General features: G+C 59.2%; 23 protein-coding genes and 1 riboswitch. Of the genes, 8 read left to right on the plus strand and 15 right to left on the minus strand.

The window, feature by feature from the left end; genetic code table 11:
• Positions 1-14 precede the first annotated feature (14 nt).
• The 4 genes from B3Z17_RS11215 to B3Z17_RS11230 form a co-directional block, all read right to left on the minus strand.
• On the minus strand, positions 15-1,178 hold the full coding sequence (locus tag B3Z17_RS11215) for a Na/Pi symporter (RefSeq protein ID WP_286829866.1): 1,164 nt from the start codon (positions 1,176-1,178) through the stop codon (positions 15-17).
• Between the two features lie 132 nt (positions 1,179-1,310).
• Positions 1,311-2,195 (minus strand): hypothetical protein, encoded by an 885-nt coding sequence (locus B3Z17_RS11220; RefSeq protein ID WP_286829867.1) that lies wholly within the window; start codon positions 2,193-2,195, stop codon positions 1,311-1,313.
• A gap of 20 nt (positions 2,196-2,215) precedes the next feature.
• Entirely contained in the window at positions 2,216-3,094 is an 879-nt protein-coding gene (locus B3Z17_RS11225) for a hypothetical protein (protein ID WP_286829868.1), read from the minus strand.
• 4 nt (positions 3,095-3,098) lie between these two features.
• Positions 3,099-3,983 carry an alpha/beta hydrolase gene (locus tag B3Z17_RS11230; protein ID WP_286829869.1) on the minus strand — a complete coding sequence of 295 codons (885 nt, stop codon included), beginning with the start codon at positions 3,981-3,983 and terminating at the stop codon, positions 3,099-3,101.
• Between the two features lie 266 nt (positions 3,984-4,249).
• Between B3Z17_RS11230 and B3Z17_RS11235 the strand changes: the two genes are divergently transcribed.
• The 3 genes from B3Z17_RS11235 to B3Z17_RS11245 are packed head-to-tail and all read left to right on the plus strand — an operon-like array spanning position 4,250 to position 6,374.
• On the plus strand, positions 4,250-4,987 hold the full coding sequence (locus B3Z17_RS11235) for an SDR family NAD(P)-dependent oxidoreductase (RefSeq protein ID WP_286829870.1): 738 nt from the start codon (positions 4,250-4,252) through the stop codon (positions 4,985-4,987).
• On the plus strand, positions 4,981-5,625 hold the full coding sequence (locus B3Z17_RS11240) for a DUF6134 family protein (protein ID WP_286829871.1): 645 nt from the start codon (positions 4,981-4,983) through the stop codon (positions 5,623-5,625). The genes B3Z17_RS11235 and B3Z17_RS11240 overlap by 7 nt, the downstream gene beginning before the upstream one ends.
• Positions 5,622-6,374, plus strand: a complete 753-nt coding sequence (locus B3Z17_RS11245) for an SDR family NAD(P)-dependent oxidoreductase (RefSeq protein ID WP_286829872.1) — start codon at positions 5,622-5,624, stop codon at positions 6,372-6,374. The genes B3Z17_RS11240 and B3Z17_RS11245 overlap by 4 nt, the downstream gene beginning before the upstream one ends.
• 3 nt (positions 6,375-6,377) lie before the next feature.
• On the opposite strand, the gene B3Z17_RS11250 is transcribed toward B3Z17_RS11245, so the two are convergent.
• From B3Z17_RS11250 to B3Z17_RS11275, 6 genes are all read right to left on the minus strand, one after another.
• Positions 6,378-6,947, minus strand: a complete 570-nt coding sequence (locus B3Z17_RS11250; RefSeq protein ID WP_286829873.1) for a DUF3833 domain-containing protein — start codon at positions 6,945-6,947, stop codon at positions 6,378-6,380.
• A 57-nt stretch (positions 6,948-7,004) separates the two neighbouring features.
• The gene (locus B3Z17_RS11255; RefSeq protein WP_286829874.1) at positions 7,005-8,303 is read right to left on the minus strand and encodes an MFS transporter; all 1,299 of its coding nucleotides are present in this window, start codon (positions 8,301-8,303) and stop codon (positions 7,005-7,007) included.
• Positions 8,272-9,489 carry an SAM-dependent methyltransferase gene (locus B3Z17_RS11260; protein WP_286829875.1) on the minus strand — a complete coding sequence of 406 codons (1,218 nt, stop codon included), beginning with the start codon at positions 9,487-9,489 and terminating at the stop codon, positions 8,272-8,274. The genes B3Z17_RS11255 and B3Z17_RS11260 overlap by 32 nt, the downstream gene beginning before the upstream one ends.
• 1 nt (position 9,490) lies before the next feature.
• The gene (locus tag B3Z17_RS11265) at positions 9,491-10,297 is read right to left on the minus strand and encodes a DUF1365 domain-containing protein (RefSeq protein WP_286829876.1); all 807 of its coding nucleotides are present in this window, start codon (positions 10,295-10,297) and stop codon (positions 9,491-9,493) included.
• Positions 10,294-11,673, minus strand: a complete 1,380-nt coding sequence (locus B3Z17_RS11270; protein WP_286829877.1) for an NAD(P)/FAD-dependent oxidoreductase — start codon at positions 11,671-11,673, stop codon at positions 10,294-10,296. The genes B3Z17_RS11265 and B3Z17_RS11270 overlap by 4 nt, the downstream gene beginning before the upstream one ends.
• 276 nt (positions 11,674-11,949) lie before the next feature.
• Positions 11,950-14,208: a TonB-dependent receptor gene (locus B3Z17_RS11275; protein WP_286829878.1), complete on the minus strand. Its 2,259-nt coding sequence runs from the start codon at positions 14,206-14,208 to the stop codon at positions 11,950-11,952.
• Between the two features lie 288 nt (positions 14,209-14,496).
• On the opposite strand from B3Z17_RS11275, the gene B3Z17_RS11280 reads away from it, so the two are divergent.
• Entirely contained in the window at positions 14,497-14,925 is a 429-nt protein-coding gene (locus tag B3Z17_RS11280) for a MarR family winged helix-turn-helix transcriptional regulator (RefSeq protein WP_068303903.1), read from the plus strand.
• 67 nt (positions 14,926-14,992) lie between these two features.
• On the opposite strand, the gene B3Z17_RS11285 is transcribed toward B3Z17_RS11280, so the two are convergent.
• On the minus strand, positions 14,993-17,470 hold the full coding sequence (locus B3Z17_RS11285) for an ABC transporter permease (protein WP_286829879.1): 2,478 nt from the start codon (positions 17,468-17,470) through the stop codon (positions 14,993-14,995).
• The gene (locus B3Z17_RS11290; RefSeq protein WP_286829880.1) at positions 17,467-18,126 is read right to left on the minus strand and encodes an ABC transporter ATP-binding protein; all 660 of its coding nucleotides are present in this window, start codon (positions 18,124-18,126) and stop codon (positions 17,467-17,469) included. Before B3Z17_RS11290 ends, B3Z17_RS11285 begins: the two co-directional genes overlap by 4 nt.
• 138 nt (positions 18,127-18,264) lie before the next feature.
• On the opposite strand from B3Z17_RS11290, the gene B3Z17_RS11295 reads away from it, so the two are divergent.
• The 3 genes from B3Z17_RS11295 to B3Z17_RS11305 all read left to right on the plus strand — a co-directional run bounded on the left by B3Z17_RS11295 (position 18,265) and on the right by B3Z17_RS11305 (position 21,028).
• Positions 18,265-18,936 (plus strand): response regulator transcription factor, encoded by a 672-nt coding sequence (locus tag B3Z17_RS11295; protein ID WP_068303897.1) that lies wholly within the window; start codon positions 18,265-18,267, stop codon positions 18,934-18,936.
• Positions 18,933-20,168: a sensor histidine kinase gene (locus B3Z17_RS11300; RefSeq protein ID WP_286829881.1), complete on the plus strand. Its 1,236-nt coding sequence runs from the start codon at positions 18,933-18,935 to the stop codon at positions 20,166-20,168. Before B3Z17_RS11295 ends, B3Z17_RS11300 begins: the two co-directional genes overlap by 4 nt.
• A 74-nt stretch (positions 20,169-20,242) precedes the next feature.
• Positions 20,243-21,028, plus strand: coding sequence for an alpha/beta hydrolase family protein (locus B3Z17_RS11305; protein ID WP_286829882.1), 786 nt, complete (start codon positions 20,243-20,245; stop codon positions 21,026-21,028).
• Positions 21,029-21,056: 28 nt separating this feature from the next.
• On the opposite strand, the gene glp is transcribed toward B3Z17_RS11305, so the two are convergent.
• The 3 genes from glp to B3Z17_RS11320 all read right to left on the minus strand — a co-directional run bounded on the left by glp (position 21,057) and on the right by B3Z17_RS11320 (position 25,107).
• The gene (gene glp, locus B3Z17_RS11310) at positions 21,057-22,325 is read right to left on the minus strand and encodes a gephyrin-like molybdotransferase Glp (protein ID WP_286829883.1); all 1,269 of its coding nucleotides are present in this window, start codon (positions 22,323-22,325) and stop codon (positions 21,057-21,059) included.
• 29 nt (positions 22,326-22,354) lie between these two features.
• Positions 22,355-23,332: a GTP 3',8-cyclase MoaA gene (moaA, locus tag B3Z17_RS11315; protein ID WP_286829884.1), complete on the minus strand. Its 978-nt coding sequence runs from the start codon at positions 23,330-23,332 to the stop codon at positions 22,355-22,357.
• Positions 23,324-23,460: riboswitch (molybdenum cofactor riboswitch) on the minus strand. Its footprint overlaps the gene before it by 9 nt.
• Before the next feature lie 45 nt (positions 23,461-23,505).
• Complete coding sequence (locus B3Z17_RS11320; protein ID WP_286829885.1) at positions 23,506-25,107, minus strand: nitrate- and nitrite sensing domain-containing protein; 1,602 nt, start codon at positions 25,105-25,107, stop codon at positions 23,506-23,508.
• A 247-nt stretch (positions 25,108-25,354) separates the two neighbouring features.
• Between B3Z17_RS11320 and B3Z17_RS11325 the strand changes: the two genes are divergently transcribed.
• The gene (locus B3Z17_RS11325; protein ID WP_286829886.1) at positions 25,355-26,665 is read left to right on the plus strand and encodes an MFS transporter; all 1,311 of its coding nucleotides are present in this window, start codon (positions 25,355-25,357) and stop codon (positions 26,663-26,665) included.
• Positions 26,666-26,705: the final 40 nt, after the last annotated feature.

The following is a 26,705-nucleotide window of genomic DNA, read 5'->3' on the forward strand; positions in this document are numbered from 1 at the left end:
TCTCCTCGCACTTCTTAAGCAAACATCTGGTAAACCAATACCAGCACGCCCGGCAAAGCAAAGTAAACACCCAAAATATACAACAAGGCCAGCGACTTGTTCTTGGTGGCCAGTTTCGCAAGCGACGTTGCGCCCTTCAGCGGCAGCATGCGCAGGTTCTTGATGCCGTAAATAACCAGCACCGCCAGCACATTGAAGGTAAGGTGTACCATGGCAATTGTCATCGCCGGCAGGGCTGTGGCGCCGGTAATGGCCGTCGCCGCCAGAAGCGATGTGATACAGGTGCCGATGTTGGCGCCCAGGGTGAAGGGGTAAATCTGCTTCAGCCGGAAGCTGCCCGCGCCCGCCAGCGGCACCATCAGGCTTGTCGTGGTGGAAGATGATTGCACCAGCACCGTGACAATCGCGCCCGACGTGATGCCCGCAACCGGCCCGCGGCCAATGGCACCATGCATCACCCTTTTGGCCCGGCCGACCATCAGCTTCTTCAGCAGTTTACCAACAAACATGATGGAGAAAAAGATGATCGCCACACCAAACAGGATGAGGAGCGCGTTGGCCCAGGGGGCATAGATCATTTCGGAAAAGTCCTTCACCAGGCCAATAACGGGTTTGGTGATGGGCTTGATGAAGTTGAAGCCTTTTACGCTGACATCCGCGCCGCCCACCAGGAAGCTGGCCACAAACGCGCCGATCTTATGGAGAATCCCTGTTGCCAGCTCCAGCGTCATGAAGATGATCACGGCAATCAGGTTGAAGATGTCATGCACCGTTGCGGCAGCAAAGGCGCGCCGGAAGGCTTTCTTGCGGTGAATATGTCCCAGCGCCACGATGGTGTTGGTGATGGTTGTACCAATGTTGGCGCCCATCACCATGGGTACGGCCATTTCAACCGACAGCCCACCAGCCACCAGACCGACGATGATGGAGGTAACGGTGGACGAGGACTGGATCAGCGAGGTGGCCAGGATGCCCACCACAAGGCCCATGAAGGGGTTGGTGGCGAATTCGAACAGCTGGGTTGCGTCCCCCTTGGTCGCGCCCTTGAAGCCGCTGCCGATCATCCCGACCGCCGTAATGAGAAGATAGACCAGAAACGCGACAGCGATCCACTGGACGGTCGACTTCAGGATGGAAGTTTCCTCCGCACCGGCCGTTGCTACGGGTTGATTGGTCATGATTGTCGTCCCCTAAACCACCAAATTTCAGTATCGCCCCCAGAGGCGCTGGATGCTAGTTGGGTTGCCGCCCGAGGTCAAATCCAATCGTCTGTTGGCGCCATTGGTGGGCACGGAAATCTCGTTGGGGGGTTATTCAGGTTGAAGATCTTTGATCACCTGCGCATCGATCCAATAGAGGTCAGATTGAGGCTCTCCGTTACCGCCCGCTGATGGCACCATCCTGTTGAAGAACAGATATTTGCCGTCTGGCGAGACATAAGCCCCCGCCTCCGAGGCTGCTGTATTGATCTCGGCCCCCATATTTTGGGCGTCTGTCCATGTGCCGTCCGGCAGCTGGAAGCTTATATAAAGATCACCGTCCCCCTGGCCGCTTTCCCGCTCCCCATCCCAGATGATGTAAGATCCGTCCGGTGCGACGAAGGGGTGGGCGTTCCACAGGCCTGTGTTGATCTCTGTCCCGAACGCTTCTGGGGCCTGGCGCACACCGTCCACCAGATGGGAATAGCGGATGATGCCGTCGCCGTTCGGGACGCCGGCCTCGTCAAAAACATAGGTGCCATCCAACGTGGCCGACAAGCGCATGATCCGGATGTCTTCAAAATCAGGGCCCAGGCTTTTCATTTCACCCCAGTCATCGCCGGCTCGCTCCCTATAATGCTTACCCAGATGCATGGTCTTGCCGTCAGGTGAAACGATCGGGCGGCCAACGCGTTCCGTCATGCCAGACACGGTCCAGCGGCCATCTGCCTGTTTCAGGGAAACCAACCACCAGTCTTCACTGTTGGTCTTTTTCAGCGTGTAATAATATTCCGTCATGTCCGGACTGAAAAAGCCGCTGAGTTCCCGGTGACCTTTCGAAATGATGCCCGGCGCGAACACCTCGGGTGTCAGTCCGGGTGGTTGTTGGCCAAAGTATGGGCCTTCGGCAACCGACGCCTCGTTGCCTGCGTGGCTGGCGTCGCTCAATATCATCGCCGCAAATAGCAGGGCTGCCTTTGTACAAGAAGGTTTCATAACGTCTTTCATGCCCATGGTTAGTTTTTCGGCCGCAGGTCTTCGATGAAGCCCGCGCTGACCCAGAAAATGTCCACATTCTCAAAATTGTCTGAACCCACATTTCTGTTGAAGAACAGGTATTTGCCGTCTGGCGTCACGCCTGCTGCGGCCTCCCAGGCTGGCGTATTGATCTTGTCGCCCAGATTGATGGCCCCGCCCCACGATCCGTCCTTCTGGCGGTAGCTGATATAGATGTCGGAATTGCCGTAGCCGCTGTCGCGTTTGACATCAAAGATCAGGTAGGATTCGTCTGGCGCGATGAAGGGGTGGTTGATATGCACGCCTGTATTGATCGCCGCGCCAAGCGCCTGCGGTGTTTCCCGCTTACCGTCAATCATCCTTGAAAAGCGGACGGGGAAGGATTCATTGTTTTCGTCATAGGTATCGAAATAAAGCGTGCCGCTTGCAGACGATGACATCCGCATGATCAGAAATTCACTAAAGGGCGCGTCCAGCATTTTCACGTCCGACCAGCCGTCTTGGGTGCGCTCCCTGTAGCGCCGCCCCAGATGCATGGTTTTGCCGTCCGCCGAGATAACAGGCTGGCCCAAGCGCGGCGCCATAACCTCTTTGTGCCACGCGCCACCCTTTTGCCACAGGCGCATCAGCTCATGCTCGTCCGTGTCGGCATTGTTGCGCAGGAAATAGGCCTCCTTCATGTCCGGCATGAAAGTGAGGCCATATTCCCAGCCGTCAGTTACAACAATACCGGGCGCAAAGGGGATGGGGGTGTCGCCGGGTGGCGTTTGGCCAACGTAAGGGCCGCTCATGCCTGTGACCCTATCACCGGCTTGGCTGCCAGCCGTTACTGCGGCAGATGCAAGAAAAAAGGCAATAGAGAAAGAAAGACGTTTCATAGACTTACCTTCCTGTAGAGGCTGATTCCGGATCAGCAATAAGACCCGACAACCATTTGAAGCTGCGCACTGCTGTGGCTGGGAAGGCTTCGGAGTGGCCGGACTTTTCAACAATCTCAAGCTCTTTTGGGTTGAGGCCCGCAGCTTTATGGCGCTGAAGCATGGACATGAATGCTTCAATCAGGGGTATTGCGTCAGTTTCTTTCTCACCCACGCTCACATACACATTGGCGTTCAGCGGTGTGCCATCAGCTTCGTGTTTTGTGGCGAGGTCTTGAAGAAACTTGAGGCTCCTTGGGTCGAAGGCCGGACTACCGAGCACATAATGTTTGAATGTATCCGGTTCTTCAAAGAGAATATAGGAACCAAACTGACCCCCAAGGGAAAAGCCAAAATAGATGCGCTCAGTCGGGTCCGTCTGATAGGTGGCTTCCACAAACCCGATCACGTCATTGCGGATAAAGGTCAGGTGATTACGAGCCTGGCCATCTTTATATTTTGCTTGCAGTTCTGGGGTGGGAGCCGGAATAAACGTGTAATCGCGGTTGCGGCTACGATGAGGCCGCTCGTCACCGTCAAAATCGTCTTTCGAATCCTTCTGCCAGGACATAACCACGACGATGGCGTTCGGCAGCATAAACTCGGCGGCGCCAGACAATAACGGCATGTGCCAGTCACCGTCGGTGGCATAAACCACGGGGTGCTTTACACTCGCGTCTTTCCCATAATCTTCCGGCAGTCTGATATAGAGATCATACGCCCTGCCCGTTGAGCTGTCCGTGATAGGCACCACTTCAGTTCTCAGAATTTTATAGGACTTATGATCGCTACTTTGCGCGCCTGTAAGCGACAGCAAAATTAACGCAATCACAACAATAAATTTTTTCATGATAATCCCCCCATAAATGTCGGCAAGCATACGTGCCAGCAGACCAAGCTGGGCGCATTAGGTCATATATCGGAAGATATACAAAGCCCGTGCGATGAAACGTTTCGTCGCTGAGGTAAGGTGTGAGGTTATAACAAATCGTGGACGCGGGGCTTGAGCGCTTTCCTAAGGGAAGTCGCAATCCGATCTCAGGCCGTCGCCGTATACCTTTCAGGTAAATCAGCAGGAGTATCCATGCGGCACTTACTGATCATATGGAAGGCGCGATGACATCCAAGGCGTGGGCTTCTGACCTGTCCGGCCTGCTGGCGGAAAGCACCGATGCTGCGGTGGTGATTGGCGCCAGCGGCGGCATCGGCGGCGCGCTTTTGCAGGCCCTTGAGGATGTGCGTCCCGCCGGGCAGGTGATCGGCTTTTCCCGCAGTAGTGAGGGCGGGCTGGACCTCCTGGATGAAGCCACCATCAAGGAGGCTGCGGCATCCATCCGGCGGCGGGGCGTGACGCTCAGGCTCCTGATTGTTGCCACTGGCGTACTGGAAACAGGCGCGACGCGGGCCGAGAAAAGCCTGCGCGAACTGGACCCCACCAGCATGCTCAGGATGTTTCAGCTGAACACAGTCGGCCCCGCGCTTGTGCTGAAGCATTTCCTGCCGCTTGTGCCGCGCAAGGGCCGGTCGGTGGCGGTGTGCCTGTCGGCGCGGGTGGGCAGCATCGGCGATAACCGTCTGGGCGGTTGGTACAGTTACCGCGCATCGAAGACCGCGCTCAACCAGCTGATCAAAACCGCGTCGGTGGAGCTGGCGCGCAGGGCGCCAGAGGCCGTCTGCGCCGCGTTGCACCCCGGCACAGTGGACACGCCGCTGACCAAACCGTTTGCGAAAACCGGCCTTGAGGTGCAGGCGCCTGGTGTGGCCGCAGGCCGGATGCTCAGCGTTATCGCGGGGTTGCAGCCCGCCGATACAGGCGGCTTTTTTGACCATAAAGGCAAGAGGATAGAATGGTGAGACATGGCCTATGGGCAGCGATGCTTCTGTGTGTGCTGGCGTGGCCGGCGCACGCGCTGGACGCTGTGAACCATTATGACGTACTTAGGGGCGGCAAGAAAATCGGCGACCACGAAATTCGCTTCTCCCGCGCCGGCAACACCCTGCGTGTGGTGTCGGAAACCCGGATGAAGGTGAAATTCCTGTTCATCACCGCCTACCGCTATCACTACTGGTCTGAAGAAATCTGGCAGGGCGGTGTGCTTGAAAGCGTATCCACTGAGGTCAATGACAATGGCGAGCGCACCAGCACCCGGATTGAGGCCGACGGCGGCGACTATGTGGCCATAGACGCGGACGGCAGCAGCCGGCGTATCGAGCGCGCCTTTGTCACCACCAACCACTGGAATGTGGGCGTGGTGGCGGCGCAAACGCTTTATAACACCATCACAGGCCGGCTGAATGAGGTGGAGATCAGCGGCACCAATGACGCGCAATCGCCTGAAGCCTTTGCGCTGCAGGTGCGCGGTGATCTGGATCTCGACACCCGGTATGACGTGCTCGGCAACTGGCTGGGCATGATCTTCACCCACGATGACGGCAGTGAAATCGAATTCCGCTGCACGGATTGCCGCAACACGCTGGAGATACCATCATGATTATCTGGATCACGGGCGGCAGCTCCGGCATCGGGCGCGAGCTGGCACTGCAATATCTGGCTGCGGGCCACAAGGTGTTTGTGACCGCCCGGTCGGCTGACAAGCTGAAGACGTTGGCGACTGAGGCAGAGCCACTTGCGGGCGACTATAACTGGGCGGTGGCCGATGTGTGCGACCGGGCGGCCCTCAAGCTGGCGGTCGCTACCTTAGAGACCGCCTGGGGTGTGCCTGACCTGACTGTGCTGAACGCAGGCACGCACCAGCCCACGTCCGCCCGCCAGTTTGACCTGGCCACTCATGAACGGTTAATGCTGGTGAACTATATGGGCGTGCTGAATTGTCTTGAGGCGGTGCTGCCGTCCATGCGGGCGCGGGGGCAGGGGCAGGTAGCGCTTGTGGCGTCGCTGGCGGGCTATCGCGGCCTGCCGATGGCCAGTGCCTATGGTGCCTCCAAGGCGGCGCTGATCAATTTTGCAGAAAGCATTCGGGAAGAACTGAAGCTGGACGGTATCGACGTGCGGCTGGTGAACCCTGGCTTTGTCAAAACCCCGCTGACGGACCTCAATGAGTTCCCTATGCCGTTTCTGATGCCGGTCGACAAGGCAGCGGCGCGGATCGTCAGGGGCCTCGCGGGGGCCGGGTTCGAGGTGACCTTCCCGACCCGCTTTGCCTTCATCATGAAGTTGCTGCGGCTGCTGCCAGACAGGCTCTATCTGGCAGTCACCAGGGGGATGGTGCGGGGCGGCTGACCGTTATTCAGCGGCAATGTCAACGCTGCTGCTGCCCGCCTCGTCCGCGCGGCGGAAGCTCAGGAACACGGTGCCGATCTTGAAGCCCCAACGGTAGACCGTGGCCTTGTTCAGAAGCGTGCCGTCTTCCTGCAGGAACATCCAGTCATCAAACGTCACGTTCCAGACATCGTCGCCCACCGACAGGCGGAACTTGTATTCCCAGTGGAAGCTGTTGCCTGATGTCTCGCCTTCGGCTTCGCCAATGGCCATTTCCGTGCGGCCGACATAGCTGTTCGGCCCGGTTTTATCGATTTCCCAGCGGCGGAATTCGGTGCTTCCGTCGTTATAGAGGAAGTTCTCATCCAGCGTCAGCGTGGTGCCGTCGAAGCTGCCGTCGATATCCACGGTGAACTGGTTGCGCACATTCCCGAACCGGTCTTCAAAGAGGCCGGTCGCTTTCGTCTTGCCGGTAAAATAGTCCTCCAGAACGAATCTGGGTTCCTGATCTTTGAATTCTTCTACTGTCATGCTTGTGCTGCAGGCGGTCAGGCAAAATAGGGCAACTGCCAATGTGAAAATATGCCGCGCCACTCCTGTCTCCTTTGATTGAAACGACTGAGTTTTGTACGGTTTCTCGGGGGTGCCGGATTAGTCGGAAGCTGAAGAAATCTGCCAAAGTCTGCGGGTTGCCATCAGCTTGAGAAGCGCTGGAAGCAGGGCGTAAACAAGGGCGATAACTAGGGGCGGCACAGCACCGCCGGTGACGGCTTCAGAAGCCCCCAGCGCACCGAACGCCAGCAGGATGGCGAAGGCGAACGCGAGCTTGCTGATCATGCCCCAGATGGCGAAATGGCTGGCCACTTCCGCGTGGCCCAGATGGTGGCGGGCCTTGGCGATATCCGCCAGAACAGCGGGCCCCAGCGTCAGTTCAGCCGCCAGCGCGCACCCGGTGATCACGCAGATAACATAAAAGAAGGCAATCTGACCCGCCCCCAGAAGGGTGGCGAAAGGGAAGGCCAGGCATACAACTGCCATGCCCAGCGCCATGATGCGCTTCTTGTTCGCGCCCTTCGCGGCGTGCGCCCACACCGGCATGGCCAGCACGGCGGCGGCAAAATAGACCAGGATCGCCAGGTCTTTCTGGGCGTCTGTGCCCTTCAGTACTTCACTGACATAAAGCGGGAACAGGGCGGCGGGGATGGCGCTGGCGGTGGCGGTGAAAAACCAGACCGTGCCAAAACCCCGCATCTGGGGTGTGCGCACAATGGCCAAGAGGGATGAGGCTTTTCGCCGAGTGCGCGCGATGTCCCCGTTCGGCAAACTCAGCATGGCCAACACCAATGTGCCCGCGCCGATGGGGATCAGTATCTGTGGGACAAGCGGCAGGATGGCGGCGTCCGTAAATAGCGGCAGCGCCAGCGCACACAGCATGCCGACAAGCGACCAGGCCTCACGCGATGTGGTGAAACGGGTGGTCTCAGCCTCATTCCTTGCGATATCCGCGCCCCATGCCTGGTAGGGAATCATCACCATGGTCCATCCGATATAAAGAACCGCAGACCACGCCCCCAGATAGAGCGGGGTGACGGCCTCCCCGGGCAGGCAAAGCCGGATCAGGGCGGCTGAGGCAATGACACCGCCTACCGCCATCCAGCCCTTGCGCCGAAGCGCGTCGCTTTTCGTACTGTCGCTCAGCTTTCCCACGAAGGGGTCGCTGACCATGTCAATCAGGCGCGACAGGAACAGGGCCACCGCCACAGCCGTGAAGCCCAGGGCTTTGTCTTCGGCGTAAAAGGTGGGCAGATATACCGCGAAGGGGATCAGCGGAAAGGCCAGCGCTAGCCCCGGCAGACCATAGAGAAACAGCTGAAACGCATGCCGGAAGCTGGCGCCAGTGTCATCAGCCTGCCGGGCGTCACTTTTCGCTGATGACATAGTGGCTGACATCGATGGTACCCTCAATGAAGCCGGCCTCGCAGTAGGATAGGTAAAAGCGCCAGGTGCGGATGAACTTGTCGTCAAACCCCTGGGCGCGCACGCCGGTGTTTGCGCCGATGAAGGCGTCATGCCACAGCTTCAGGGTTTCGGCGTAATCCAGCCCGAAATCCAGCTGGGACTTGAGCTGAAGGCCTGCGCTTTCGAATTGGTCTTTCAATACCGCGTCAGAGGGCAACATGCCGCCCGGGAAGATATATTTCTGGATGAAATCCACACCCTTCCGGTAGCTTTCGAACCGGTCATCGGCGATGCGGATCACCTGGATGCCGATGTTGCCGCCGGGCTTCAGGCGCTTCCTGAGCGTCTCGAAATAGGTGGGCCAGAACTGTTCGCCCACGGCCTCCAGCATCTCGATCGACACGATATGGTCAAACTCGCCTTCAAGGTCGCGGTAGTCGCACAGCATCAGGTTGGCGGCGGCACCATTGCGGGTGGCGCCAAGGCGTTCGCGGGCATAGATCAGTTGTTCGGTCGACAGGGTCACGCCTGTGACGCGGCAGCCCAGCTTGTTGACCGCAAAATCGGCGAACCCGCCCCAGCCACAGCCCACCTCAAGCACATGGTCGCCTGGCTTTATGCCCACGGCTTTCGCCAGTTGGCGGTATTTGTTTTCCTGTGCGGCCTCAAGGTTTTTGGCGTCATCCCTGAACAGGGCGGCCGAATAGGTCATGCTGGGGTCCAGCCACAGCTCATAGAAGTCATTGCCCAGGTCATAGTGATAGCTGATGTTACGGCGGCTGCCGCGCACCGTGTTGCGGTTGAAGAAATGGCTCAGCCGGTCCACCAGATTCAGGGCACGCAGTTTCGGCAGGCGGCTTTCAAGCCGGTCCATATTGGCGGCAAGAAGCTGCAACAGCGCCGTCAGGTCAGGCGTGTCCCATTCGCCGTCCATATAGCCTTCCGCGAGGCCAATGGCGCCGCCCGTGAAGGCGCGGCGGATCGCTGACCATTTGGTGAAATGCATTTCTGCCCGGTAGGGGCCGGGGCTTTGGGTGCCGGTGAAAAGCTGGACATGGCCAGACGGGAAGGCGACGCGCAGCGTGCCCACCGCCAGATGGTCAAGGACGCGGGCGAAAAGCTTTTCAGCCAGCGTCGGCTGCGGATTGACCTGAACCCTGTTGAAGCTGCCGTCCATATTATCCTCCGTTATTCTTGCTCTGGCCCGCATGGGCGATCTTCGTACGTATTTTTGCCTGCTCCGGTTTGCTGAAAACTTTCAGCCGCTTCAGCCACAGCCGCAGCGCTTCATAGTGAATGGCCGCTGTTACTTTGAAGGTGACGAGCGGGATCTTCAGGAACAGCTTGGCCAGGTTGGCGCCCGTGAGCGGCAGCGGGGCCAGTGTCAGGCTGGCCGTCATGTCCAGCACGCCGTCGCGGCCCAGATAGTTGATCGCCAGCCCGAGCTTGTCGGCTTGCGTGCGCACGCGGAACCGGTATGTTCCTTCGACGCCATAGAAGGGCGAGACGTGAAAGCATTTGTCTGCGTCATGCAGGGGCACAGCGCTGCCGGGCGTGCTGTGGCAATAGATATAGCTGTGGCTTTCGCCGAAGGTGTTGTGCACTTCGTACACGATCGCCAGCGTTTCGCCGGTTTCCGACAGGCAGAAAAACACGGTCAGCGGATTGAAGCCGTAGCCCAGAAGGCGCGGCATGGTCAGCATCATCACCCGGCTTACTGGCGCCGCCGTACTGCCTGCCACAAGCGACAGCACATGCGCCTTCAGTGAACTGCCGTCACGCTTGCCGTAATCCTTTTCGTAAACGGAAAACAGGTTCGGGCGATTGAGCGACAGACCTTTCGGTAGGGCGTGTGCGCCCCTCTCGAACGCGTCCAGATCCAGCATCAGATAATAGATGGGGTAGCGGAAGGCGTGGCGCTTGGGCCGCCGCCTTTTGTGCCACACATCGCCCACATAAAGGGATGTCTGGAGGTCCGCGCTCATGCTGCCTCCGGTGCTTTTTCCAGCAACTGATCCGCAAGGCCGATGCGCGCATTCTGGCCCGGCTTCTGCCATGGCCGCGGCACGCCGCCCAGCATTTCGGCGACCGCGAGGCCCGCCTGGATGCCGTCTTCATGGAAGCCGTCGCCCAGATAGGCGCCGCAGAACCACATATTGTCTATGCCCTGTCCGGCCCAAAGCTGCTGTCGTGCGGCGTGGCTAGCGCGGTCGAACACCGGGTGCTCATAATCATACCAGCCGTGGACCAGCTCGCGCCTGATGTCCCTGTCCGGGTTCAGGGTCACGATCACCGGGTGGTCGGTGTCCAGATGCTGCAGGCGGTTCATCCAGTAGGATACGGCGGGCCCGGCTGTGCGGGTGGCATCACGCCGCTCGATATAATTCCAGCTGGCCCATGCGGCCTTGCGCCGGGGCATCAGGCTGATGTCGCTATGAAGCGCCACCCTGTTGCGGCTGTAGCGCATGGCTGAAAGCGCGGTCGCGGTCGCATCATGGGGCTGGTCGATCATTCTCAGCGCCTGGTCGGAATGGCAGGCGAACACCACATGGTCATGAAGGCTGCGCGCCCCTGACCGGGTGATCAACTCAAACTTGCCGCCAAGCTTGCGGACTTGCTCAACGGGGTCAGCCAGGCGGATCTGGTTTTTGAACGGGGCCGTCAGGCGTTTCACATATTCGCGGCTGCCGCCCATCACCGTGCGCCAGGCTGGCCTGTCCGCCAGTTGCACCAGGCCATGGTTCCTGAAGAAACGCAGGAAAGACGCCGCCGGATAATCCAGGATGTCATCGCAGTTGCTGGACCAGATAGCCGCGCCCATGGGCGCCAGATGGTCCTTGATAAAGGTCTCGGTGAAGCCGTGACGCCCGAGCAGTGTGCGCAGGCTGATGTCCTGCCCATCGGCTTCCGCCAGAAACGCGTCTGATTTTTTATAGAACCTGAGGATCCCGATGATCATCTTCCAGAAGCGCGGGCGCAGCAGGTTGGTGGGCTGGGCCAGAAGGCCGAAGCCATCCCCGCCCGAATATTCGAACTGGCCGTCATCCAGCGACACCGAAAAAGACATGTCAGTGCCCTTCGTGGGCACATCCAGGCGGTCAAACAGGGCTGTCAGGTTAGGGTAGTTGGTGGGGTTATAGACAATGAAGCCGGTGTCCACCGGGATGGATTTGCCGCCAACTTCAATGTCCACCGTGTTGCTGTGGCCGCCGATATAATCATTGGCCTCATAAACCGTGACGGTGGCGCTTTCGCCCAATAGCCAGGCGCAGGAAAGGCCGGCAATACCACTGCCGATCACGGCGATATCCTGATGGGCTTCCCCGCGGCAGGGCGGGTAGGTGATGCGGGACTGATGCACGGCGGCTCTCCAAAGTGATTGTTACTCTGGATACGCCGAATGTTTGGGGCTGGATCATCTGCCGGGTGGGCGCACGCCCCCGGGGTCGGTGGACTGGGGCGGCGAGCTGACGGAAAAAAGGCTGGCCCGGCATGAAGCTGCCGGGCCAGGGTCATCACCCGCGTTGGAAGGACGGAGGGGATGATGTCTCTGCGCACTTTCCGGTGGACTGGGAAGGTCTAATGGAAGTTGTCACAGAGGGGTATTTCGGCAGGGCGCCGAAATTCTGTATGATCTTTAGAAGCCAACGATCAGCTCCAGCCCCAGCACGCGCCCGCGCTTGAGCGTGGAGAAGGTCCCGCCTTGCGGGTTTGCGGCAAAGGGTTGTGCCACACCGGTGGACAGGGGCCCGCCGAACGGCAGCTGGGTTTCGCCGCCAACCACGGATTCGTCCAGCAGGTTCTTGCCGTAAAGCGCCAGCTTCACATTCTCAAGCGGGGTCTGCCACGCCAGTGCCGCATCCAGCATGGTAGCGCTGCTGATCCAGCCCAGGTTGTTGTCACTGTAGGCGAAGCGGTCCTTATACTGGATGTTGGAGCGCAGCGTCAGCATACCGGCTTTACCCATGTCCATGTCCCAGATAAAGCCCACACCGTAGGTCACATCGGGCACCCGCGGGATCTCAAGCGCCAGGTCGGCCCCGTCTGTGACGCCGTCACCGGATATGTCAGACCGGACATCCTGATAAGCCGCGTCAATCAGGCCGAGGTTGCCTGTGACCAGGAAATTGCTTGCAAGCCGGACAGAGGCTTCAAGTTCAAGGCCCGTGATGTCTGTGTCTGCGGTGTTCAGGATAAACTGGGACACGCCTGAGGTGGCGGACGCAAAGTTTACCTCGCGCTGCATGTCGTCAACCTTGGTGTGGAAGACAGCGGCATTGAGGGTCAGGCCACCGTCTGCGGAGCGGTATTTGACGCCCAGCTCATAGGCATCCACGCTTTCCTCATCGAACGCGAAGGACCCCGTGGCGGCAACCTGCTCAAGGAAAGCCACCGGGTTGGTGATGCGGAAATTATAGCCGCCCGACCGGAAGCCTTTGGTGTAGGAGGCATAGGCCTGGAGCGTGTCGGAAAAGCGGTACTGAAGGCCCAGTTTGGGCGTGAAGTTGGACCAATCGTTCTTATCTGTCACGTCATCCGGGCAGGTTGCGTCAACAACAGAACAGGCCGCTGCCCGCGGGATGGTGTAGCTGATGTTGGCGTCTTTTTCTTCTGAGGAATAGCGCAGCCCCAGGGTTGCCGTCAGCTTTTCGGTAACGTCAATATCGGCTTGTGCGAACACGCCCCACACCGTGTGGTCCTGCGCGCCGCCACCATAGAAGGAAAGCGGTGTCACGGGTGGCAGGTGGCGGATTTCCGTGTAGGCGATATCCTGCTTGAAATAGAAGAAGCCGGTTGTCAGGTCGACATTGCCGAAACGGCCAGCATAGCGCAGTTCGTTCGAAACCTGTTCCTGCCTCAGGTCGCTGTCGGAATGGAAAATGAAGGCGGGCAGGGCGTCAATATCACCGCTGGTCTGCTGCTGGAAATCGCGGTAGCCAAAGATGTTGGAGATGGTGCCGTCCCCGAAGGCCACGTCCAGATCCGCCCTGAGGGACGCCAGCGTGGATTTGTTATCGAACAGGCCCTGGTTATCGTTCGAAAAGTCGAAGGTGCCGCGCTCATACACACCCCTGTTTTGTGAAACCGGGCCGTCTGCATCCACGTTTACATGTTCGATTTTAGCCAGAATGCGCAGGCTTTCACTTGGGAGGAACTCAAGCGATCCGCGGACAAGCGTGGTCTCGCCGCCGCCCCTGTTGTCACCGAACACCAGGTCTTTGAAATAGCCCTTGTCCTTGTTGTAGTAGGCAGACAACCGCCCGTTCAGCCTGTCCTCAACCAGTGGGCCGGAGACATAAGCCTGCAGGAAGGTGCTGCCGCTGCCGCGGCCGCTGTCCACCGGGGCTTCATGCGCCACCCGGACCTTGGCTTCAAATTCTGCCGTCGGGTTGCCGGTGTTGATCAGGACTGCGCCGCCCGTGGTGTTGCGTCCGAACAGAAGGCCTTGCGGGCCGCGCAGCACCTCGATGGAACTGAGGTCGAAGGTGTCCTGGATCAGGCCGTTGTTGAGCCCGATATAGACGCCGTCCACAAACACGCCAACGGTGGGGTCGATGGACGGAATGGATGAATTGATGCCCAGGCCGCGGATCGAGAAATTGGCCACCCCCTTGGAGGTGCCGATGTCATCAAGCGACACGTTGGGCGCGGAATAGCTGAGGCCTTCGATGTCGCGAACCTGCAGGGCTTCGATTGTATCGGCGTTGAAGGCGGTCACGGCGACCGGCACGCTTTGGACGTTTTCAGCATCCTTTTTCTTGCGGGCCGTGACGGTGATTACATCAAGGACACGGTCGATGGTGCTTTCGCCATCAGCGCTGTTGGCTGCGAAAGAAGGTGTGATGGAGCCGCAAGTGAGTGCGGCGATGCTGGTGCTTATCAAAAATCGTTTCATGTTTCCCCTCCGGATTACTGGCTAATGCCACCCTCAGTGCCGCCTGGAGGCGGCTATTCACACAGACGCGTTGTCCCTATTTTGTTGTATATACATCATTGATATTTGCAGCTTGCCTTGGCCTTGAACGAATTTTTGCAGGGCACCAGACAGTTGAAATTGCGTCCGGTGTTGTATATGCACCTATATGGATGATCAGCAATGATCCAGAATTGAATAGGGGCTATTCAATATGGTTGGTCACGCCAAAGCTGCGGTTATGATGTAGGTACACAAAAGGAGGCGCTGATGGACAAAACGACAGAAGTGGGTGAAAGGTGCGCCGCGGCCAAGGTGTTGCGGGTAAGCCGTGTTCTGACCCGCAGCTATGATGAAGCCCTGAAGCCGCTTGGCCTGACGGTCACGCAGTTCACTCTCTTGAATGTCATCGCGCATATCAAGCCGGATTCATACGCCCGCATCGGTAAACTTCTTGATATTGACCGGACAACCCTGTCGCGGAACCTGTCGCTCCTCAATAAGGCAGGGCTTGTATATCTGGGTACGCCGGGCGGCGACCGAAAGCGCGAAGTGCTGCTGACCACGCGGGGCCTTGCCCTTCTGGAAGAAGCTTATCCTAAATGGGAAGCCGTGCAGGACCGCGTGGAGGCCATGTTCAGCGCCGATGAATATCAGCAATTGGCCCAGATGCTGGGCCGCCTGCGACAGCTGGGCTAAGGCGGCACCGTAGGCGCGGCATGGCCGGCGAGACAGCATGATGTCTCGCCAGCATGTTTGGTCGGTTTTAGCCGTTCATCAGGTCGCGCACTGAAACCTTCAGGCTTTGGCGGCAGGCCAGATACCCCACCAGGCATACGGTTGTCACCATCAGCACCATGGTGCCAGCCACCCACCACAGATTTGGCTGGTAGCTCATGCCGAACTGGGCCTCATAGATCATCAGCCCCGCGGCCCAGGTGCCGCCGATGGCGCCTGCGGCGGCCACCAGCGCCGTCACAGCCCAGTCATGGAAGTTTAGCCACAGGCAGTCCTTGTCCTTCAGCCCCATGCTCATCAAGAGGCCGTTTTTCTGCCGGTCATCGGCCCGGAAGCCGCTGACACTGGCGGCCAGCACAAACAGCGCCAGCAAGAGGATCATGCCTGCGTAGCCGCTGGTGATCTGGGTGACGATGCCCAGGGTCTGGTCAAACCGTTCTGTCAGTTCCCGAAGTGGCGCCAGCGCCAGGGTCGGGTGCTGCTGCCACAGGGACGCCAGCTTGTCCCATGCGGCTTCCGGCAGTTCCATGCTGCCCATGAAGCGGCTAGGCGCATCAATATGGGCGCGGGCAGAGGCCGGTACCTGGAACCAGAAGGTGATTGACCCGCCGCCCGACTGGAAGACATGGCTTGATGTCAGCGTAAAGTCATATTGATTGTCGCCGATCTGGTAGGTCAGCGTGTCGCCATAGCTGAAGTTCATGTCTGTCATCACTTCGGGCTCAACGGAAATCTGCTGCCAGTTGTCGGTGCCGGGCTGCCAGAAGGTGCCGCCTTCCGGGCGGTTGTTCGCGGGCATCTGGTCTGTCCAGTGCAGGCGAATGGGTTCCTGCAGGCTGGCCAGGCTGTCGCTGGGCTTCTGCATATAGTCGTTGAGGCGCGCGCCGTTCACTGAAATCAGTTTGGCATAAACGAACGGCCGCAGCGTCAGAACCTGCGCCTTGTTGGCTGCGGCCCAGTCATGAAGGGCGTCAACGTGGTTTTCCTGCGCTTCGGTAATCATCAGGTTACCGTCGTGGGTGCGCGCATAGCCTTCCATCATGCTGCTCAGGTCGCGCATCAGCATCAGGGTGAACAGAAGCAAAAGCCCGCAAAGCCCCAGCCCCATCACCTGCGCCGATTTGGCGAACAGCCGCTGACGCATGATGAAGAAGGCGAACGGCAACAGCCCGGCCCGGCGACGCCCCCACACGTCACCGAGCCGGACGGCGCCCCAGGTGAGCGCGATCATCAGCACCAGGGCCACGCCAATGGCCGCCAGCGTCATGCCTGTCAGAAGCCAGTTGTCTGAATAGGCGGCCGCCAGCAGCGATACCGACAGAAGCCCCCAAAACAGCCGCTGCCAGACATGGCTGTCTTCGCCTGTGTGCCGAATGAGCGACAACAGCGATGCCCGCGACAGCTGCAGCATGCTGGGGATCTGAAGGGCCATCAACAGCATCAGAAGAAGTCCGATGGTCTGCGCGACATCTGCAACGCTCCAGCTTGCCTTCGCGCCGGGGAAAACGGTTTGCAGATTTGCAATAATGGCTGAATGGGCAAGGGCTGCCAGCCCGGTTGCCAGCAGGGCCGCCAGCAGGAAGCTCAAGAACCAGCCCCCCAGCGCCATGGCGATGCCTGTGCCCAGCGGTGTGCCGATGCTGGAGTAGATCGCCAGCCGGTAGCGCATTTTGGCAAGCCAGCGGCGGTTGGTCATGTCAAGCGCGACAGCGCCCAGGAAAAACAGGATCACAGACGCCAGCCCAAGGAAATTTTCCGTGCGCTGCCAGAAGGTGGCAAGCGGGTGCTGGCCGCCATGCTTCTTTACAATGCTGGCTGCGGGCAGGGCGTCTGTGGCCCAGGCCTCAATGGCCGCCTGCGCGTCTGTTGGTCCGGCAATCAGGTGCCGTGTGCGGTCCTGGCCGCTGGTGGGCAATTCGGCGCTCAGGCTGTCATGATGCACCATGGCGCGAAGGGCCACGCTGTGGCCTTCCATCAGGCGGTCGGGCTCATGCAGCAGGATCGCCGATACTGTCAGCGCCTTGCCGCCCAGCATGATCGTTTCGCCCACCCGGGCCTGCAGCTTGGTTGCCAGGCGCGCGCCCAGCCAGATTTCCCCAACCCGCGGGCCACTGGATGCGGTGCGTTCCGGGGCCGCCGGGGTGTCCGCTATCCTGAGCGTGCCCTCAAGGGGATACTGGCTGTCCACCGCCTTCAGCTGCACCCGCGCCCAGGCATCCTTGTGGGTCAGGGTAATACCGCTCAGCCGGGTTCTGGACACGCCGCTGGCCATGCCGCGCAGTGTATTTTCCTGCGCGGGCGCGAGCGGTTCATGTGTTTCCAGTACCAGGTCTGCCCCCAGCATCTGGTCCAGGTTGGTGGCCAGGAACTTCTGGATGGATGCGCTGGTCAGCGTCAGCGTGATCAGGAACATCAGAAGCGCGGCCTGGGTTGCCATGCTGATGCGGCCATCGCTGTCTTTCAGGTCGTTGAGGCTATTTTCTAACGTCAGGCGAAGCTTGCTCATGCTGCCATCTCCAGCTTGCCGGCTTCCAGGTGCAGCCGGGTGTCCGCCTGTGCCGCCAGGCGCCTGCTGTGGGTCACGATCACAAGGCCGCAACCGGTTTCCCTGGCGCAGTCAAACATCAGGGATGCGATGCTTTCGGACGTGCGGGCATCCAGGTTCCCAGTGGGTTCGTCTGCAAAGATGAAGCTGGGGTTCGAAATGAAGGCCCGCGCCACCGCGATGCGCTGCTGCTCGCCGCCGCTCAACTGGTGCGGGCGGTGCCGGGCGCGGTCCGAAAGCCCGACCTTGGCCAGCCAGTTAGCAGCCTGGTCGAACGCATCGCGCGCGCCCTTCAGCCTGAGCGGCAGAGCCAGGTTGCCGATGGCATCCAGTTCCGGCATCAGGTGAAACTGCTGGAAGATGAAACCACTGTTTGCCCGAAGCGTCCGGGCGTCCACATTGGTGCCGTCCAGAAAGAATCGCACGGTGCCGCCTGTCGGGGCCTCAAGGCCCGCCGCGATAGACAGCAGGCTGGATTTCCCCGCGCCTGACGGGCCAACGATGGCCTGTGTCTGGCCGGTGCGGATGGTCATGCTCAGGTCTTCAAAAAGCCGGATGCACTCCCGGTCGGTGGTGAACTCGTGGCTGATATTTTCAAGCTCGATTGTTGTTTTCATGGTCCTCTCCTGTCGGTTCAGGCAGATCATGCCAGCGCCATTGTCAAATGAAGGTGAAATGATCGGCGCGCCCGCTTGACGTCTGTTTGACATTGGCTGTGCGATGCTTTCTGATCGCCGAAGAAAAAGGGACCGCCAATGCGCATTCTGATCGTTGAAGACAATCTGGATATCCAGGCCAACATTGCCGATTATCTGGAAGACACCTACAGCCTGGATTTCGCCTACAGTGGTGATCAGGGGCTGTCGCTGGCGCTTGAAAATGAATATGACGTGATCGTGCTGGATTTGATGCTGCCGGGCAGGGACGGCCTGGATGTCTGTGCTGCATACCGACAGGCTGCGGGGCTGCAGGCACCGATTATCATGCTGACGGCACGCGACACCATTGATGACAAGGAAGCCGGTTTTGACGCGGGCGCCGACGATTATCTGGTGAAGCCCTTTTCCCTGCGCGAACTGAAAATGCGGATTGAAGCGCTGACCCGGCGCCCGAAGGCGCGCCAGAGCACCGAGCGCAGTTTTGCAGGGCTCAGTTTCGATGCTGGCGCGCTGACGGTCTCAGTGAAGGATCAGTCTGTGGTGCTGCATGAAAAGGAGGCGCGCATTCTGGGTCTGCTGCTGGATGCCGCGCCGGATGTGGTCACATCAGCCACCATCAGCTATGCCCTGTGGGGCGACGAGCCACCCGAATCCGGCGCGCTCAGGACCCATATCTATAATCTGCGCAAGGCCCTTGGGTCCCTCGGTTTGGGGGATCTGCTGAAAACCCGTCGCGGCAAGGGGTATGCGCTGGAGCAACCGTCATGATGCGCGCGTCACGCAGGGTCCGCAGCATGATCATGCGCCTGTTTGTGGGTGCCATGGTTTCAAGCTTTGCCGTCTTCACCCTGATGGTGGTGATTTTCGGCTTCTCGCTTGAGGATGAGATTTTCGATCTGCAGGTCCGGGATGCCGCAAAGGAGTTCATCAATGAGAACCCGTCGCCTTTGGAACTCAGCGGCACGATGCCCGGTCTCAAGATGACCTACTATATCGGCACGGAAGCCATGCCCGACTGGCTGAAGGCGCAGGTTGACCCAACCTACCGTAACGGGGCGTTTGAGGTTTTCGGCAAAGAGCACGGTCATTTCCACGCGCTTGTGCGCACGCTGGATGATGGCCGGAACCTGTATGTTTTCTTCAACGCCCGGCCGTTCATCCGGTCCACCCCGCAGATCAAGGGGTTTCTGGTGATCATTGGCGGCATGGTGGCTTTGGGGCTCCTGATCTCGCTGTTCTTCCTGGCGCGCATGAGCCGCAAGGTATCAGGCCCCCTTGAGCATATGGCCCAGGTTCTGGGCGACGGGGACAGCGTGGCGGGGCGGATGACCATTCCGAAAAGTGCCCCACGGGAGCTGCAGGCGCTGGCGCGCGCCATTGAGGACCGGGAAGCCCGCATTCAGGAACTGATTGAACGCGAGCGCCAGTTCAACCGGGACGCCAGCCATGAACTGCGCACCCCGCTTTCGGTGGCCTATGGCGCCGCGGAAGTGCTGGAAGAAAAAGAAGGCGGCAAAAGCCGGGCGCTGGTGCGCCTCAAGGCCGCGATCAAGGATATGCAGCAGCTGACGGAGGGCATTCTGTGGCTGGGGCGTGACCCGGGCCGGGCCCAGGCGTGCGACGTGAGCGCCGTGTGTGCCAGCAGCATCCGGGCCTATGGCCATTTGGTGGGGGACCGGCCAGTGACCATCCGGCAGGAAGGGGAGGGCGTTTCCATGCCTGTGCCTGAAGCCGTGGCGCATGTGATGGTAGGCAATATCCTCAGGAACGCACTTTCTTATACGGAAGAAGGGGAGGTGCTGGTGTCGGCTGCGGAAGGCATGCTGGAAATCACAGACACGGGCGTGGGCTTTGGCCATGCTGACCCGGCCAAACAGGGCTTCGGTGTGGGCCTGACGCTGGTGTCGCGCCTGTGTGATCATTTCCGCATCAGCTTTGAGGCTGCCGCCCGCCCTGACGGTGGCACCGTGGCGCGGCTGACATGGCGCGACATTGATTGAGGCGGGTTTGCTCGAGGTTTGACGAAGGTTTGACATTGGGCTTGTTAGAAGCACTCCAGCAAAGGAGACTTCTGATGAAACAGACAATGATAAAAATCTTCGCCCTTCTTCTGGCGATTACGGCAGCAACCACTCCAAGCCTTGCCGAAACCTATGTCCAGCAGTTCGGTTATGACGCGCCGGACGGCAACCGCATCACCGGCTTCATCTATCAGGCACAGGATACGCCCAAGGACGCGCCCCTGGCGGTGCTGATGCATGGCCTGATGGGCTCAAGCCTCTATTGGCTTGCGGACGACAACCGGATGCAAGGCGATGATGTGAGCGCCGATCTGATCGCACGGGGCTACCGCGTGCTGGCGCTGGATGCGCGACACCACGGCGCCCGCATCGTGGATGTGAAGCCAATCGAACATGTGTTGAAGGCCCGCAAGGGGGACAGTGCAGCCTATGAAGCCATGATCCTGAAAACCGTGGATGATTATCAGTTTGCCCTCGATAAGGTGCTGGCGAAATATGCGGACACCCAGCGTGTGCTTGTGGTGGGATACAGCATGGGCGCGCAGACCGGGGTGCTTCTGGCCGCCCGTGACCCGCGCGTGACCCATCTGGTAACCATGGTGCCGCCCGCTGTCAGGAACGTGCCTGCGGTATCGCCCCTTACCTTCGCGCCCAAGGTGACAGTGCCGTGGTTTCTTTTGATGGCGGAAAAGGATCAATATTCCACGCCAGAACAGAATACCGAATTGGTGGCGGCGGCTGGCCGCGCGCCTGAAACCCGCACCTTCGACAGCAAACATGTGCTGCCCGCCAGCTATGTGAGTGCTGTGGAAGCCTGGCTGGACCAAATTTCAGACTAGGCCTGATTGCCTCCGTTTGACCCGTAAGTCAGTTTGATCCCGGGTCAAACGGCAGGCAGTGAACCTGGTCACCCGCGCTAAGCTCCGAAACGCCTTCGGGCACCATCAGCCAGGCATTGCTCTCGGCGAAGGGTGCCGTTTGGAAGGACTGCTGCCGCTTGTTGGGTATTGCGATCATAAGGCCACTGTCGCTCAGGCGCATGCGTCCCATCAGGAACACTGTTTTCGATGCGTCGACCTGGACATCCCGTGTCAATCGGGCAACCCGCATGGGTTCAGGGGCCTGCCCTGAGAGGCGCCTTACAAAGGGGTAGACAAAGGCTCTGAGCGCCAAAGCCGTTGAAATAGGGTTTCCGGGAAGCCCAAAGAAGAAACTTCCCCCAGGCAGCCGGGCAAAGAGAACGGGCTTTGCAGGTTTGATGCGGGCTTTGTGGAAAATGATTGTTGCGCCCATGTCTGTCAGGACAGGTTTGACAAAATCATACTGGCCCGCTGATACGCCGCCTGTGGACAGGATAATTCTTGGCTTGCCCTCAATGGCCGTGTCGAGCGCGGCAGCAAAATCTTGCGGGGTGTCTCGTACGGTGGCGGTGTGTTGCAGGTCGAAGCCCAACTCCCGCGCAGTTGCCGCAGCGTACAGACCGGTGGCGTTATAGATCTGGCCGGGTTTTAACGTCTGGCTCAGGTCATCGACAAGTTCCTGCCCGGTGGAAATCCAGGCGGCAGTCGGCCTTTGGATGACCCGAACCTTGCCAAGCCCCAAGGCCGACAACAGCGGCAGGTGCTGGCTGGCAAGCAAGGTCCCGGCCTTCAGTATGGTTTTGCCCTGGGCAACGTCCTGGCCGATATGCCTGACATGTTGATCCGCCTGGTAGGGTGCATGGAAGGTCAGGACATCTGTTTCCCAACTTGCCGCCTCGACCGGCAGGACTGTGTCTGCGCCCAGCGGTAGCGGAGCGCCCGTCATGATTTTCACGGCTTGCCGCCCCTTCAGCTGTGCAAGTCCGGCATTGTCTCCGGCGATGCTGGCCCCGACGATTGGCAGTCTGACCGGAGAATCTATCGTGGCGTCTTTTACACGGTCGGAGTTGAAGGCAAATCCGTCCATGGCGCTGTTGTTGAACGAGGGCAGGGAGAGGGGGGCTTTGAGGTCATCGGCCAATGTTTGTCCGATCGCTTCAGAGAGTTCTACCTCAGTTGCCTCCAAATGGGTGGCTTCGCGGTGAAGGTCTTCAAGACAGTCAACATAGTGCCTGAGGCCTGGGCCCGAGCAGCAGTCATGAGCAGGATCAAACATAGCCAAAGTCTCCTGAAACAAGCATCAGGTCATCCCCCGATACTGGAAAGATTTGAGGTCTGTCCGGTCAGGCCAGCCGCAAGCTGATGGCCGTCGACCTTCTGGCCGACGGCCTTGATTAGCCTGGCTTTCAGCTCTTCGACCTGATCATCGGACTGTAGTAGGGCGCGCATGGGAACACCGAATTCACCAAATAGGCATAGATGGAGCTTACCCATGCTGGAGAAGCGAAGTCGGTTGCAGCTTTTGCAGAAATCCTTGGAGTAGGGCGCGATCAGGCCGATGCTGCCCCGATAGTCCGGGTGGACATATTCATTGGCCGGCCCTGCGTCCACCGCCTTGAGTTTCTTGGTCCAGCCTTCGCGCTCCAGCTTCTCGGCAATCACGGTGGCGGGAATATGGTGTCGCTGGAAGTAGGCCGGGTGGTCGCCTGTTTCCATCAGCTCAATGAAGCGCACGGACAGGGGCCGATCTTTCGCAAGCTGCAGGTAGGACTCCAACTCATGGTCGTTGATGCCTTTTAGGAAGACAGCGTTCAGCTTGACGCTGTCGAACCCGGCATCGAATGCTGCATCGATACCGCGCAGCACTTCATGGCAGCGGTCATGCCCGGTGACCTTCAGAAAGGTCGCTGGGTCAAGGCTATCCAGGCTGACGTTGATCGCGCTGATGCCAGCATCAAAGAAGGCCTTCGCGCGGTGCTCAAGCCGGTAGCCGTTTGTTGTGAGGGCAAGTTTCTCTAAGCCGTGAAGGGCCCCGATTGTCTCTGCGATTTCAAGGAAGTCCTTACGCACGGTAGGCTCGCCGCCGGTGAGGCGGATTTTGCGGAGGCCGAGTTCAGTAAAGGCTGTGGCTGCACGCCTGAGCTCATCCACGGTCAGGGGCTGTGGCCCAGCGCATTTCCTGTAGCCGTCAGGCAGGCAATAGCTGCATTTGAAATTGCAGGCCTCGGTTACCGAAAGCCGCAGGTATTTGAAGGTACGGCCGAATCCATCACTTAAGCGCACAAGCTGGCTCCTTTCTAATCGCGAGAGGCCAGGCGGTTTCCCGCACAGACCCGGCAGCAACGGCTGCGGCCAAAGGCTCGTATGACATGCGTCACTTAGAGCCGGAGGCTTCGGAGTTGGGCACTCTTTAGATAAGGAATATCTTGAACGGGTGTGGCCGTGTTTGATTCAGATCAAGAGTCTGTCTGATAGGCCATTTCACCAAGTTCCGGGCGCGGGCAGTCGTCCGTTTGTGAACGGCCGCATTGGCCTGCAAGCTCCACGTCGCAGAAGTCGCACAGGGAGTCTGCATCGGGCATGACAACATGGTCTGTCGCCACCCTGAAGCCTTCTTCCTTGAACTTCTTGAGTGTGCGGGAAAAGGTTTCCGGGCGCATATCAAGATAGGATGCGATGATGGATTTCTCGTACGGCAGCAGGATGGTGCCGTCGGAAGACTTTTGATTGAGTGCAAGCCTGAGCAGGAACCAGCCGACGCGCTCCTGCGCGCTCTTGAGGCGTGACAGTTCCAGCTGTTGCACCAGACGCTGGGACCTGAGCGACACGGTATTCAGCATATTGACCGCAAGCTGCGGGCTTGAATGGATACGCTGACGGATCACCGGTGCCGGAATAGACAGCAGCGTTGCGCGCTCCACCACCTGGGCATTCACAGGCGTGGGCATATTGAGGAACACGGCTGATTCCAGGAGCGTTTCGCCCGCCCCCAGCATTTGCAGGATGGCCTCTTCGCCGGTCTCCAGGCCGTTATAGGCTTTCACCCAGCCCTCCAGGATGACATACATCCGGGCAGCCGGTTCGTCGCGCAGGAACAGAAGCTTGTCTTTTTCATATTCGCGTATTTGCGATAGCGACAGCAGTTCGTCCAGGTCTCCGTCGGCAAGGGCTGCCAGCATTGGCAGGGACTTCAGGAACGGCCGATATTGCGCCATTTTCCCAGACGTCACATCGTTGGCGTTACCGGTTGATTCGGCTTTCAATGCGCCCTCAAGCCCGTTCACCAGCGTGATCTCAGCCTTCCTGAGGCCGTCGATCATGCGGGTCAGCAGCTCAAACCAGGTTTCGCCTGAATATTGCTCAATCTCGCCGGGAGGGGCGCCTTCCTCCAGCAGGTCATTGATCTTGCCGAGCGCCCGCAGGTCCGTGTCCTGCACAGCTTCCTGAAGCACAGTAATCTGGCTGGGGGATGCGAGCGCCTTGAAGGTGTCGAAATAGGTGCGCTGTTCGGCGATCAGGGCCACAAAGCGGTCACAGAATTCCTGATTGCGGAACGAGAAAGTATAGAATCCACGCGCCCCAAGCGCACGCTCCATCCCCACACGCTCCTTCCACTGCAGGAAGTTGGAATAGGCCGACACCAGCGCTGAATTATGGCGCGGTTCACGTTGCGCCAGTTCGATCATGGCATCGATGGCCGGCACGGTGAATTTGAAGGTATAGTTGTTGAGCGCCTGCGTATAACGCACCTTCATCAGGCGAATCTGGTCCCTGACCTCGGTCAATTCCTCGAATTTCCGGAGCAGGAACGCCAGGCGTGCCTCAAAGCTTTGAGGCAAGGCGTCCTTGACGTCCGTTCGCCCGCAAAAGGTGCGCAGGTCGTTGATAGCCTTGTCGACGGCCTTGTTCTGTTCATCGTACCGGCGGGCAAAAATCTTGCCGAGGCTGTCAAGAAGCAGGCCGGCACAGCCACGTTCGCGCTGGATTTGATGCACCACGTCCCCAAGCTTATGCAGCAGGTCCTGAACCAGTTTGGTATTTTGAACGGGTGTATTCATCGAATCTCCTTGGCCCGTTATTGGGCCATGCGACGGAATATCGCATTTTGGATGTTGCATTCAAGTTAATGCGACCAAAAAGCGCATTTTTCCAAGACTTCTCCCAAGTGTCTGTGGTCGAAAACCTGCCGCTTTAAAGCCCAAAACCCGGAAAATTCAGTCGCTTGACATGGATCAAACACGGCTTCCCTCCGAGCCCCCATAGTAGCGACAACCAAAAGGGCAACAATTGTGTCAGGAGGGAATCGTGACAGACACCCTGGTAACTCAAGGTCAAAGAACCCACGCGCTGAGCGCCAGTACACTCGCGTTCACTGTGTGTTTCGCCGTATGGACGATCTTCTCGATCATCGGGATCAAGATCAAGGCGCAGCTGGGGTTGACGGACACCCAATTCGGTATCCTGGTGGCAACGCCGGTACTGACAGGGTCGCTTAGCCGCCTGTTCCTTGGTATCTGGACCGACCAATATGGCGGCCGGATCGTTTACACCATCCAGATGCTGGCGACAGCCGTCGCAGCCTACCTGCTGACAATGGTAACCACCTACGAGATGTTCCTGGTGGCGGCGCTGGGTGTCGGCCTTGCGGGCGGCAGTTTCGCTGTTGGCGTGGCCTATGTGTCCCGCTGGTACCCGAAAGACCAACAGGGCACGGCCCTTGGTATCTTTGGCATGGGTAACGTGGGCGCAGCCATCACCAACTTCGGTGCGCCGATGCTGCTGGTGGCCGTGGGCGGTGCCTGGCAGGGTGTTGCGCAGGTTTATGCTGTTGTCATGGCCATTACGGCCGTGCTGTTTTTCCTGTTCACAAAAGACGACCCGGTTCACGCCGCCAACAAAGTCAGCGGCCACAAGCACCCCAGCTTCCTGCAGCAGCTTGAGCCGCTGAAGAACCTTCAGGTATGGCGCTTCTCGCTCTATTACTTCTTCGTGTTCGGTGCCTATGTGGCGCTGGCGCTGTGGCTGCCACGCTACTATGTCGGCGCCTACGGCCTTGAGCTTGGCACCGCCGGTATCCTGGCTGCAAGCTACGCGCTTCCTGGGTCTATCTTCCGGGCGCTCGGCGGCTGGCTGTCGGACAAGGTTGGTGCGCGGACGGTTATGTACTGGACCTTCATCGCAAGTGTGATCTGCACCTTCATCATGTCCTACCCGGCCACTGATTATACGGTTGCGGGCATCACTGGGCCGATCACTTTCAATGTCACCATTCCGCTGGAACTGTTTGTGGCGCTGACCATCGTCCTGGGCTTCTTCATGTCCCTTGGTAAGGCCGCTGTCTACAAGCACATCCCGGTCTACTACCCGGACCATGTTGGGTCCGTGGGCGGCATGGTGGGTCTGATCGGTGGCCTTGGCGGCTTCGTGCTTCCCATCACCTTCGGCTTCATGAACGACGTAATCGGCGTCTGGACCAGTTGCTTCATGCTTCTGACTGTCCTCATCGCTGTGGCGCTGACCTGGATGCACTTCGCGATCCAGCGGCTCGAGAAGCAACGCATTCCGGAACTGCGTGGTCCACGCAACCTGCCGGAACTCGAAGGCCTCAAAGGCTAACGTCCAAGGATCTGAGAGGCCTCTTGGGGCCTCTCTCCCA

The organism is Kordiimonas sp. UBA4487, from assembly GCF_002389025.1.
Classification (GTDB): Bacteria; Pseudomonadota; Alphaproteobacteria; order Sphingomonadales; family Kordiimonadaceae; genus Kordiimonas; species Kordiimonas lacus.